General features: G+C 62.2%; 11 protein-coding genes and 1 pseudogene. 6 read left to right on the forward strand and 6 right to left on the reverse strand.

What is annotated here, in order from left to right; all coding sequences use genetic code 11:
* The 3 genes and pseudogenes from IV498_RS17545 to IV498_RS17555 form a co-directional block, all read left to right on the forward strand.
* Window positions 1-315 (forward strand): annotated as a pseudogene (locus IV498_RS17545) (hypothetical protein); the annotation flags it as partial.
* Between the two features lie 309 nt (window positions 316-624).
* The gene (locus IV498_RS17550) at window positions 625-2,607 is read left to right on the forward strand and encodes an amino acid transporter (protein WP_269048372.1); all 1,983 of its coding nucleotides are present in this window, start codon (window positions 625-627) and stop codon (window positions 2,605-2,607) included.
* A gap of 157 nt (window positions 2,608-2,764) precedes the next feature.
* Window positions 2,765-3,178, forward strand: a complete 414-nt coding sequence (locus IV498_RS17555) for a hypothetical protein (protein WP_269048373.1) — start codon at window positions 2,765-2,767, stop codon at window positions 3,176-3,178.
* Window positions 3,179-3,202: 24 nt separating this feature from the next.
* On the opposite strand, the gene IV498_RS17560 is transcribed toward IV498_RS17555, so the two are convergent.
* The 3 genes from IV498_RS17560 to IV498_RS17570 all read right to left on the reverse strand — a co-directional run bounded on the left by IV498_RS17560 (window position 3,203) and on the right by IV498_RS17570 (window position 6,640).
* Entirely contained in the window at window positions 3,203-4,246 is a 1,044-nt protein-coding gene (locus IV498_RS17560; protein WP_269048374.1) for a hypothetical protein, read from the reverse strand.
* A 363-nt stretch (window positions 4,247-4,609) separates the two neighbouring features.
* Window positions 4,610-6,229: a putative bifunctional diguanylate cyclase/phosphodiesterase gene (locus tag IV498_RS17565; RefSeq protein WP_269048375.1), complete on the reverse strand. Its 1,620-nt coding sequence runs from the start codon at window positions 6,227-6,229 to the stop codon at window positions 4,610-4,612.
* On the reverse strand, window positions 6,230-6,640 hold the full coding sequence (locus IV498_RS17570; protein WP_269048376.1) for a DUF7793 family protein: 411 nt from the start codon (window positions 6,638-6,640) through the stop codon (window positions 6,230-6,232). It lies immediately after the preceding gene.
* Window positions 6,641-6,917: 277 nt separating this feature from the next.
* Between IV498_RS17570 and IV498_RS17575 the strand changes: the two genes are divergently transcribed.
* On the forward strand, window positions 6,918-8,357 hold the full coding sequence (locus IV498_RS17575; RefSeq protein ID WP_269048377.1) for a glycosyltransferase family 2 protein: 1,440 nt from the start codon (window positions 6,918-6,920) through the stop codon (window positions 8,355-8,357).
* Entirely contained in the window at window positions 8,354-8,581 is a 228-nt protein-coding gene (locus IV498_RS17580) for a hypothetical protein (RefSeq protein WP_269048378.1), read from the forward strand. The genes IV498_RS17575 and IV498_RS17580 overlap by 4 nt, the downstream gene beginning before the upstream one ends.
* 7 nt (window positions 8,582-8,588) lie before the next feature.
* Here the strand turns inward: IV498_RS17580 and IV498_RS17585 are convergent, their stop codons facing one another.
* The 3 genes from IV498_RS17585 to IV498_RS17595 all read right to left on the reverse strand — a co-directional run bounded on the left by IV498_RS17585 (window position 8,589) and on the right by IV498_RS17595 (window position 9,984).
* Window positions 8,589-9,065 carry a pyridoxamine 5'-phosphate oxidase family protein gene (locus tag IV498_RS17585; RefSeq protein WP_269048379.1) on the reverse strand — a complete coding sequence of 159 codons (477 nt, stop codon included), beginning with the start codon at window positions 9,063-9,065 and terminating at the stop codon, window positions 8,589-8,591.
* A gap of 108 nt (window positions 9,066-9,173) precedes the next feature.
* Window positions 9,174-9,395, reverse strand: coding sequence for an SCO4848 family membrane protein (locus tag IV498_RS17590; RefSeq protein WP_269048380.1), 222 nt, complete (start codon window positions 9,393-9,395; stop codon window positions 9,174-9,176).
* Window positions 9,396-9,480: 85 nt separating this feature from the next.
* Entirely contained in the window at window positions 9,481-9,984 is a 504-nt protein-coding gene (locus tag IV498_RS17595) for a DUF2505 domain-containing protein (protein WP_269048381.1), read from the reverse strand.
* A gap of 266 nt (window positions 9,985-10,250) precedes the next feature.
* Between IV498_RS17595 and IV498_RS17600 the strand changes: the two genes are divergently transcribed.
* Window positions 10,251-10,589 carry a DUF6457 domain-containing protein gene (locus IV498_RS17600; RefSeq protein WP_269048382.1) on the forward strand — a complete coding sequence of 113 codons (339 nt, stop codon included), beginning with the start codon at window positions 10,251-10,253 and terminating at the stop codon, window positions 10,587-10,589.
* Window positions 10,590-10,633: the final 44 nt, after the last annotated feature.

The following is a 10,633-nucleotide window of genomic DNA, read 5'->3' on the forward strand; positions in this document are numbered from 1 at the left end:
TCGTTGAAGGCCGGGACCGCTGTTGTGGTTGTTCATGGTCTGGATCCGGCGACTCTGCCGGCTGCTGCGCAGAAGGAAAAGAGTGACCTGGTTCCGTCGCTGCCGTTGGCTGCTACGTCTCCGGCACTGTGTGGAACGCTCGTTGCCTCGCAGATGACGTCCATGCCCGGTGGGGCTCCGGGAACCGGTGTGGTCAACGCTGCCGCGACCACTGCCACGTCCACGGGTGTTGACGCGGGCATGGTTGCTGCCGGTGGCGGTTTGATGCTGGCTGCGGGTGCGACGTTCATGCTCCGCCGCAAGGCCAAGGCCTAAAGCAAGGAATAAATCTGGTCGGGACCTCGTCCAAGCAGCACTTTTTGCCGCTGGAACGGAGGCCCACGGGGGCCGTGCACCGTGATCGCTTGTTCCTTTGGGAACCGCAGTTGCGGCTCACGGCCCTTGTGCTGTTCCCCGTGCTGTCCCGGTGCGTTCGAGTGTGCCGGCTGGCTGTCCAGCGGATCTGGCAGCACGGCGCAGGATGGCTCCCATTCCGGCAGCTGACTTTCGGTCGCGGTGGGGACACCGAGGCACGGAATTGTCTAGGATAAGCGGTGGCCCTGGATCATAGTCGGAAGAGAAGTTATGAGCGCAGTCCCTGAATACGCTGTCCCGGCGCAAGTAGACATCCGGGCCGCGGCACCATCATCCGGAAGTACGATGGGCCGATGGCTGCTGGCAAACCGGGTCCAGCCGGTGGGCCCCGAGGTGGGGGAAAGCCATGGCGCCACCCACTCCTGGTGGAAGGTGATGTGCCTGACCGGGGTTGACTACTTTTCGTCGCTTTCGTACCTGCCGGGCATCGCGGCCCTTGCCGCCGGAGCGCTGTCGCCGTTGGCCACGCTGCTGGTGGTGTTGCTGACGCTGGTGGGCATGCTGCCGATGTACCGGCGGGTCGCGAAGGAGAGCCCACATGGCCAGGGATCCGTGGCGATGCTGGAGAAACTGCTCCCCTTCTGGCGTGGGAAGTTCTTCGTTTTGATCTTGCTGGGCTTCGTCGTGACGTCATGGATCATCACGATTACCCTCTCCAGCGCCGATGCCACCGTCCAGATCCTGCAGAACCCCTACCTGGCCGGAGCCCTGCACGGCCAGGCCGTGACCATCACCGTGGTGCTGCTGCTGATCTTGGGCGGAGTCTTTTTGCTCGGGTTCAATGAAGCTGTTGGCGTGGCCATCCCGCTCGTAGCGGTATTTTTGCTCCTGAACGCCGTGGTCGTCGCCGTCGGCATCGCCGACGTCTTCAGCACCCCCGGTGCACTCAGCGGCTGGACCGACCGATTGACCTCCGGCGGCGGTGGAATTGGAGCCGTGATCGGTCCGGCCGTGGTGGCCTTCCCCCTGCTGGTTCTGGGACTTTCCGGCTTCGAGACGGGTGTGAGCATGATGCCGCTGGTCGCGGTCAGCGGCGCCACCGCGGAGCAACGGCTCGCTTCCAGGGTGCGCAACACCCGCAAACTCCTTACCGCCGCCGCGCTGATCATGAGTGTGTATCTGCTGAGCACCTCCTTCATTACCACTGTGCTCATTCCGGCGCGGGAGTTCGAGGATGGTGGAAAGGCCAGCGGCCGCGCCTTGGCCTATCTGGCCCATGAGAAACTGGGCAATGGATTCGGCAGCGTCTATGACATCAGTTCTGTGCTGATCCTCTGGTTCGCCGGTGCCTCCGCCATGGCGGGCCTGATCAACATTGTTCCGCGATACCTGCCTTCCTACGGGATGGCTCCGGAATGGGGCAGGGCGGTACGACCGGTGGTCCTGGTTTACACCGCAGTCAGCATCGCCATCACCATTATTTTCCGCGCCGATGTCAACGCCCAGGCCGGCGCCTACGCGACGGGCATACTGGTGATGATGTTTTCCGGGGCTGTAGCCGTCACGATCTCCTGTTTCCGGCGCCAGCGCCCGAGGGCCGGGACAGCCTTCATCGTACTCACCCTGGTGCTGCTCTACGCCCTCATTGCCAATGTCATTGAAAAGCCCGACGGCCTGGCGATTTCGGCCGTCTTTATCCTGGCCATCATTGTCATCTCCTTGGTCTCGCGGATTTCCCGCACCACCGAGCTGCGGGTGGATCGGATTGAGTTCGACGACGACGCGAGGCGCTTCCTCACGGAATCCCTTCGGCACGACGGATCGCTGAACCTGGTGGCCAATCAGCGCCAGAGCGGGGCTCGGGAGGAATACGAGGCCAAGGAAGCGGGGCAGCGGGGCATGAATCCGGTCCCCGGCCGTGCCGACGTACTGTTCCTGGAAGTCGACGTGATCGACCCCTCCGACTTCAGCGACGTGCTGCGAGTCCGCGGTCTGGACATCGGTGGGCACCGCGTCCTGCGCGTGAAAAGCCCGGCCGTCCCGAACGCCATCGCCGCCGTCCTGCTGGGCCTGCGCGACAGTACCGGGGTGCGGCCGCACTGTTACTTCGAATGGGCTGAGGGAAACCCGATCGGGCATCTGTTGCGCTACCTCGTCCTGGGACGCGGTGACACCGCGCCCGTGGTGCGCGAAATCCTTCGGGAGAACGAGAAGGATCCCGCGTTGCGGCCCGGTATCCACGTGGGCAGCTAAGTAGCAGCAGATGCACTCAAAAGCCCTTTTGAGTGCATCTGCTGACAGGTAGTTGGGAGGGCGGGGCAGCTGGGGAGTGCTGCCTGCCTGGGCGGTGAAGAGTAGAGTCGTGTGATCAGGACCGCTGGTGCGACTGGTGCGAGCGGAAGGCGGAACTATGGTGCTTGATCCGGATGACTCTTCAGGCGCTTCTGCCCTGATGGTACTCGACCCGACGGCACTCGATTCGCTGGCGGATGAATTGGAGTCGCGCGAAAGCGCGGTTGGCTTCGCTGTTAACTTCATGGAGATGCTGCCCGAGCGCTGGCGGAACATCGTGACAGCCCTCAAGGGAGAGTCCTGTGATGAAGCCCGCGTGTCGGTGCTGAGTCTGGCGTCCTCGGCTGCGATGACGGGTGCCTGCCAGCTCGAGTTTAATCTGCGCCGGATCGATGCGGCGCTGAAGGCGCAGCGACTATCCGATGCCCGGGAGATTGCCGGCAGGTTGGGATCCGATGTGATGGGGGTCGTTACCAGCTTGCGGGCGCTCCTGCGCTCGGAAACGCTGCAGGGCAATTCCAAGGACCAGTAGGATTTCGAAGCGCCGGATCAAGGTTCACGACTCGGCAAGGTCGAACTTCTCCTGAAGGAACTTCAGCACCCGAGCCTCACGGTCCGGCGCACCGGCCTGACGAAAGTAGTCCGCGGACTCCTGCAGGCGCAGCCGGGACTTGTCGTGGTCTCCCACCGCGTGCAGAGACTGGCCCAAAAGAAAGCACGCCTCGGCCGCATTTTGGGCAGCCAGAGCGTGCGCGTTTCTGTAGACAGGCTCGACGACGGCGATCGCGCCAAGGCTGTCTCCGGTCAGGTAGCACCAATGTGCCCTGGCCATGGCGAGCAGCAGGGCATCTTCCGTGCTCCCGCCAACCACTTCGGCAGCCAGTTCTGCCCGTTCGATGCAGCGCAGGGTGCTTTCGTCGACGATTTCGGACCGCAGGCGCATGGCTGCTGACGCCTTATTAAATTTCGCCCACAGGTCAAGATCCTTGCCTGGGGAAAAGAGCTCGGCAGCCATGTCATGGTATTTTTGACCATTTCCCGGATCGTTGCGGAGGAAGGCGACATTGCCAATCACCCAGTAGGCCTTCCCTGCAGTTTGGTCATCCACGATGTCGTTCATGAGGCCAGCGAGGATCAGGCATTCCTGCCACGCTTCGTCCAAGCGCCCGCTCTCGGCGCAGGCTCCTATCAGGGCACGGTGCGCGTGGACCCAGAGGTCAATCGAATCTTCCCCCTCCGGTACGGCGGCGGTGGCCGTCCGTGCCGCGCTGATGGCCTCGTCGAGCTTCCCCGACGCCTGCAGGGCGATGGTCAGTAAGGTCAGCGCCCGGACACGCAGCTGCGGGTGGCGGGTGGCCAAAGCATGTTCGGACAGCAAGGAAGCGACGTGTGCACTCTCGGGGTAGTTGTTGCCCTCAAGCAGGCATTCACCGCGCAGGAAAGTCATATTCCACCAGCCCGCCCAGTCCCCGTGAGTCCGCGCCGTTTCGGCCGCTTCCGCGGCCAACGATGCGGCTCGAACGTAGTCGCGGTTCTCCCGGTGCCTGCGGGCATCGAATTCCGCAAGGATGTAGGGACTGCCGACCTCTGCTGGAACCATTCGCCCATTATCCATCCATTAGCAAACGCCCGCAGCCCGTGATCACATTCGGGTAGGTGGAGCAGCGAAATGATAGTACTCTTGCGCGGACACGTAAAAATAACCGTGTCACAGAAGTTCCATTCCAACTATCGAACCAGGGGTTCCTATGAAGAAACTATCTGCCGCTTTGTTGCTTGTCGGACTTGCAGCCGTTACCGGTTTGGGGGCTGCATCAGCGGCATCCGCTGCCGGCTCCCCGACATCCGTTGGGACCGCTGTGGCCGCAGGATGGTGGCCGAATGCAACCAGTCCTGCCGCCGGGTGGTGGCCGAACTCCAGCGCCACCCTCGGCTGACCGCCGGCACCGTCGTCTGACCTTGTTTATTGATCGGCCAAGGTGCCCGGGCCATTCGCTTTTTGCGGAAGTTTCGGGCACCTGTCGCTTTGCGAGGTTTGGGACGAATGCGGAATTTTGTACGGCCCGGCCTTGAGCAGGGCTGTAATTTCCGCCGCCGGAACCGGACGGCTGAAGAAATACCCCTGTCCGCTCAAGCATCCCATCCTCGTCAGCTCTTCGGCCTGTTGGGCGGTTTCGATGCCCTCCGCCAGAGCCTTTAGGCCCGCAGCCCTGATGAGCCCAAGGATGGCGGCAACGAATTCACCCTCACGGGGATCCGTCCCCAAGTCCGCGATGAGGGAGCGGTCCACCTTGACGACGTCAACGGGGAGCCTGCGAAGGTAGCGAATAGATGAATAGCCGGTGCCGAAGTCATCGATTTCCAGCCGGACGCCCATTTTCCGCAACCCGTTCAACGAGTACTGGTCAAGATTGTCCCCCGTCACAATGGCGGATTCCGTGATTTCAATGATCACATCCGAGGCTTGAACTTCCGACGCGGACAGGGTGTCCCGTACGTCATCGACGAGTTCCAGCCGCTGCAGTTCGTGGGCCGAAAGGTTGACCCGGACATTGAAGCCACCGCTGTTGAGCTGTGGGTCGATCTGCCACCGCCGGAGTTGCCGCGTCGCCGAACCCAGAACCCATTTCCCGAGTTCGACTATGATTCCAGTTTCTTCCGCCATGGGAATAAAATCGTCGGGCATGAGCAGGCCACGGGTGGGGTGATTCCATCGAACCAGGGCTTCGACGCCTTCGATGCGCCCGGTGGCAAGCTCGACGACGGGCTGATAGTGGAGGATCAGCTGGTCATCCCTGACCGCGTCGCGCAGCTCAGTAGCCATCATGCTGTGTAGTTGGCGTGCCTGAAGCATGACGGCTTCGAATACCTTGACGTTGCCCCGTCCTTCGGTCTTAGCGGCGTAGAGGGCGGTGTCCGCCTCAAGAAGGAGGTCTTGGGCGGATTGGCCCGAGCGGGCCAATTGGATGCCGATGCTGGTACCGCAGGCCACCGTGTGTTCGCCCAAATCTATACTCTCGCTGACGGCCTTAAGAATGCGGTTCGCCGCCCGTTTTGCTTGGCTTATCGTTGCGGCCGGAAGCAGCACCGCGAATTCGTCCCCTCCCAGACGCGCCACCGCATCCGTGTTCCGAACCGCTTCACGGAGACGCTGCGACACTTTTTTGAGCACCTCATCGCCGGCAAGGTGTCCCAGAGTGTCATTGATAATCTTGAAGGAATCAAGATCCAACAGCAGCAACGCGGGAGGCAACTCGCCGCGGGCTGCTTCAGCCAAAGCCTGACCGATGAGCCGCGTCAGCGCCGTGCGATTATGCAGAGTTGTCAGCTGGTCGGTCATAGCCATCTGCTCCATGGCGGCATGGGCTTCGTGAAGCATGGCGGTCCGGGTAGTTACTCTCTGTTCAAGATCCCGGTAGATGGTCTCCAGATCCTCGGCCATGAAGTTGATTCCGGTGATAACGGCATCAATGTCATCCCGGGCAGCTGATCTGTCGATCCGCACGCCAAGGTCGCCTCCAGCGATGCGTACGATGCCCTCGACCAAGGCTTCCATGCGATGATCCTGCAGCTCGGATGGCATTTACTGCTCCTGAAGCCAGGAAATGGCTGCCGGCTCGGAGGTGAAGAATTCCGCCGGCACGCCAACGGATTCGGCCCCGAGGAAATGGTGCGCGATCACCCGGTCCACGGGCCCTGCCCCCAAAAGGGCAAAAGCGGAGACCACCGTGGAATTGGCATAAACGTTTCGCACTTCGGTTGTTACAGAGTCCACGCCGGTCAGGTCAAGAATGAGGGGATGAAGTTGTCCTTCGGCCAAAGAACGGACCGCCACGCCCGCGGTCCTTGCCTGTTCACCGGTGATGGCGGCGTTTTCGGGCAGCTTGACCCTAATAATTCCTTCGGATGAAAGCCATACCCTGATGGCATCCAACGACGACCCGGTTGCGGAGGGCGCCGCGGATTCCGGAACGTCCGCTGGAGCGCTGGTCATGATCGGGCCTGCAGACGGTATGGCCGGTGGTACCGCATTTTTGCCCTCATTATTCTCGCCGCTTCAGCACGCAATGTCGTTGTGACGTCCGCAGTTCGCTGTCGTGCTGTTGGGCGGAGTTGAAACTCTGCCCGTAGCCCCCAATGCTAGCCCACGGTTTTGGGTTGTCTTAACGGCGGCAGATGCCGCCGGGCCTACCGCTGACCGCAGAATAATGCCCGACGGTGCATACTTTGAGCTGTCATCTACATCACACCCCGCTGGTACCATTGCCCAAATGGGTAGGGGAAAGCTCGCGCGGGCCGTAGGCATCGTCATTGCGGCAGCAGTGTTGACGGCAGCCGCATTGCTTTGGTTGGCCGTCGCAGCGTCCGGTCCCACGGCAAGCGCAGCACCCAGTTCCGGCCTCGTCTTCGGAATCTGGAAGGTTTTCTACGACACCGACGCGCCCGCGCCCCGGGTGGTCCTGGAGGCGATCGGCGCGGCGGTACTCCTGGCCGCAGGTGTGGCCCTGATTGACCGGCGGATCGCCAATCGGTCGCGTCGTTCGGCGCACCCCGGAACTCCACTCGCGCCGAAAACGGTCATGGCAGCCACCAGGGGAGTCTACGACGGCCCCGTGACGGTCACCGTACTCATTCCGGCACATAACGAGGAAGCGTCGCTGGCCGGAACGATTGCCTCCCTGTTGAGCCAGTCCCACCGCCCGGAACGGGTCATCGTGGTAGCCGATAACTGCACCGATGCCACCGTGGAGGTCGCGCAGCGAGGCGGAGTCGAGGTGCTGGAATCGGTTGACAATTCCAAGAAGAAAGCAGGGGCGCTGAACCAAGCCCTCCAGCGGTTGCTTCCCGAACGCGGCAACAATGACCTCCTGATGGTGATGGATGCGGACACCATGCTTGACGACGGGTTTTTGGAACAAGCGGTTGCGCGCTTCACCTCCGACCGGGCCCTGATGGCCGTCGGCGGTCTGTTCTATGGTGAAGGCGGACACGGGTTGATCGGCCAGTTCCAGCGCAATGAGTACATCCGCTATGCCAGGGAACTGCGCCGCCGGCGGGGACGCGTCTTCGTGCTCACCGGGACTGCCTCGATATTCCGCCCGACTGCCATGCGGACGGTGGCGGAAAACCGCGGCACATCATTGCCGGGAACCCTCGGGGATGTCTATGACACAGCAGCTTTAACCGAAGACAATGAGCTGACCATCGCCTTAAAATCCCTTGGCGGACTGATGGTTTCCCCGGCCCAGTGCACGGTGGTGACAGAGTTGATGCCCACTTGGCGGATGCTGTGGGGACAGCGCCTGCGCTGGCAGCGCGGAGCCTTGGAAAACATCGGAGCCTACGGTGTAACGGCACAGACCCTGCGGTACTGGCTGCAGCAATTGGGCATCGGGTACGGCGTGATAGCCCTTTCGTCCTACCTGCTGTTGATCTTTGTCATGGTGCTCTCATTGGACAGCTGGATCTGGTTTCCCTTTTGGCTGGGACTTGGTGCTGTCTTTTCCATTGAACGAGTGGTGACGGTCTGGAAGGGCGGCTGGCACGCACGTCTGCTGGCGCTCACGGTCTTCCCGGAGCTGTTCTTCGACACGTTCCTCAACCTTGTCTACGTCAAAGGCATTGTGGATATCTCGGTCGGCCGGCAAGCGACGTGGAAGCACGTTCTGCACAAACCTGCCGTCGAGGCGTCGCGGGTGCCCGGATCGTGATCAGTACCGCACAGGGTCTGCTTCCCACCGGCATTCTGTTTCCGGCCGCCATTGTGCACTCGGAATGGTTCGCGATTCTGACCGCGGTGGTGGCGATCAACACTCTTATGTATGCTGCCTTGGCCGTGGCCAAGATCCTGCCGAAGATTTACGTCTCCGACTGGATCCGGCGCCGGAACAAACGCTCCGAAACCCGCAGCATCCATCCAGAGGACCAGGCCTGAACGAGGCTCAGAGCTCCGTGGTGTGGCTTTCGCCTGCTTCCATCCTCTTGCCGGTCACCCGGGACTTGACCCAGCTGATCACTGTGGCGAGGGTGCCTCCGGGGCTGTCCCAATATTCGGCGGAGTCCGATTCCACATGGATCAGGACCACGCCGGGCGTTTCGGGGCCGTCCGGGAACCAGGCCTCCACCACCTGATTCCAGAGTTCCTTGGTCTTGGCCATGTCCTGAACAACTGTGGCGGTTCCGGAGACGGAGACCCATTCGCTGCGGCTGCTAAAGCTAACGTTGACCTTGCCCTGACGTGCCAGCTGAGTCACTTGGGACGTGTCTTTGTCCGTGATGAACCACAAATCGCCGTCGTCCTTGACCTCTTGGACGGCGAGCGGACGGCTGACCAACGCACCGGATTCATCCACGGTGGTGAACATGCCGATCTTCGTGCCGTTGATGATTTCGACAACTTTTGCTGAATCTGCACTCATGACGCCTCCTGATAGTTCCGGATGGCCTTTCCGGCCACTTCCACCCTATGGGCGGGCGCCGGAGGCTGTCCATCGTGGCCGCTGCGCAGATCAGCAGCCAACCACGGCTCAGCCGATCAAGGCGCGGATTCCGATGATCGCTGTAGCCAGTCCAAGCGTCATGGAAATGCCGACCAGCATCACGTGCACGGTGAGAAAGGTGGTGGCCTTGCCGCACTGATCGTGGGCGCGCGGATCCTTGAGCACCCGGCGCAGGAACGGCGGCCAGACAATGAGGGACCACAGACCGGCCAGGATAAGGACGACGGACAGGGCAACGGGCAGCTGCATGAAAGGGAACTCCAAGAGGTGGGCTGGGACGGGCAGGCGGGTATGGTGGTGGTGCGGGATTCGCGGGTTCTGTGCGCCGCTGTGCTCAGGCCGAGTGACTGCTGAGCCAGCCGCGTGCCTCGTTGGTCTGCAGCTTTAAGGCCTTGGAAATCATTGGCTCCGCCGCGTCGGCAATTTTGTTGCCTAAGAACGGGATGGAAGAACGAACGGCACCCTCAAGATCAACGCGCGTGCCGCCGTCGTCCGGGGTCAGGCGTTCGACGGCGGTGACATCCAGCGGAGCGCCGCTCACCGTGAGCTTGACCTGGACTTCCCGGGAACCATCGGCGGCAGGTACGGACCAGTCCTCGTGCTGGGTGACGGTGAGCGAGGATCCGACAAACTTCCGGGCCAGCTCCGGCAGCCGGTCGGTGGGAAGCGTGCGCACCGTCGTCGTACTGAACGCGCCCTGCACATTTCCGTCCCGGACGAAGGACTCCAGTGTTCCACCCACGGACTCGCTGGTGTGGCGGACGAAGGCTTCGTCGGTGAATACCTCGGTGACGCGCTGGACGGTGGCGGATAACGTGCTGGATGCTTTCAGCGGCATGATTCCTCCGGTACTTGGCCCCTGCCGGGCCGGTATGGACAGTCTCTTTATCCTATGCGGAAGCCGGTGGGACCCGTTGCCGAGGATCCTGGGTACAGTACTGAGCATCGTGGCGTTGATCGCGTGCACGATGGCGCGTTCTGGGCTGGCCGGTCTATGCGCCAGGGTGTTGTGCACGGACTCCACCAGTGCTATGCCTTGGGAGCGAGAGCCGCAGCGGGGTGGCCGAGGGAAAAGGGACGCCCCAAGACCATAAAGGAGACGCCATGACCGACCAGGGAAACGCCATGACCGAACAGACAGACGAGGAGCCGCGGCTCACCCAGTGGAGTCGGCAACTTACCCAAGCCCTGCAGATTTTAGACTTCGAAGTGGACCAGAAACTGATCCTTGAACTGGCTGGGCAGGCCTCCCGGTCGGTCAGCCCCTCTGCGGGGCCGGTTACGACTCTTATCGTTGGATACGCTGCCGGACTGGCAGCCACCAGTGGGAAAGCGGACGCCGTCGCTGCGGTGCGCTCTTCGGCGGCAGTGGCACGGCAGTTGTGTGAGGACGGCGCGGAGGCAGGGACGGCCAGCGGAGGCTGGACCGACACGGCGCAGTAGACCGCAGCCCCGCCGTTGGGCTCCCCCCGGGGAGGGAGCCCAAC

Source organism: Paenarthrobacter sp. Z7-10 (genome assembly GCF_026932795.1).
GTDB lineage: Bacteria > Actinomycetota > Actinomycetes > Actinomycetales > Micrococcaceae > Arthrobacter_M.

Excerpts from the sequence above, each read along its gene's own strand:
- IV498_RS17565 (WP_269048375.1), bottom strand. The coding sequence starts at position 6,229 with ATGCCATCCGAGCTGCAGGATCATCGCATGGAAGCCTTGGTCGAGGGC.
- IV498_RS17575 (WP_269048377.1), top strand. The coding sequence starts at position 6,918 with ATGGGTAGGGGAAAGCTCGCGCGGGCCGTAGGCATCGTCATTGCGGCA.
- IV498_RS17550 (WP_269048372.1), top strand. The coding sequence starts at position 625 with ATGAGCGCAGTCCCTGAATACGCTGTCCCGGCGCAAGTAGACATCCGG.
- IV498_RS17560 (WP_269048374.1), bottom strand. The coding sequence starts at position 4,246 with ATGGTTCCAGCAGAGGTCGGCAGTCCCTACATCCTTGCGGAATTCGAT.
- IV498_RS17555 (WP_269048373.1), top strand. The coding sequence starts at position 2,765 with ATGGTGCTTGATCCGGATGACTCTTCAGGCGCTTCTGCCCTGATGGTA.
- IV498_RS17600 (WP_269048382.1), top strand. The coding sequence starts at position 10,251 with ATGACCGACCAGGGAAACGCCATGACCGAACAGACAGACGAGGAGCCG.
- IV498_RS17595 (WP_269048381.1), bottom strand. The coding sequence starts at position 9,984 with ATGCCGCTGAAAGCATCCAGCACGTTATCCGCCACCGTCCAGCGCGTC.
- IV498_RS17585 (WP_269048379.1), bottom strand. The coding sequence starts at position 9,065 with ATGAGTGCAGATTCAGCAAAAGTTGTCGAAATCATCAACGGCACGAAG.
- IV498_RS17570 (WP_269048376.1), bottom strand. The coding sequence starts at position 6,640 with ATGACCAGCGCTCCAGCGGACGTTCCGGAATCCGCGGCGCCCTCCGCA.
- IV498_RS17590 (WP_269048380.1), bottom strand. The coding sequence starts at position 9,395 with ATGCAGCTGCCCGTTGCCCTGTCCGTCGTCCTTATCCTGGCCGGTCTG.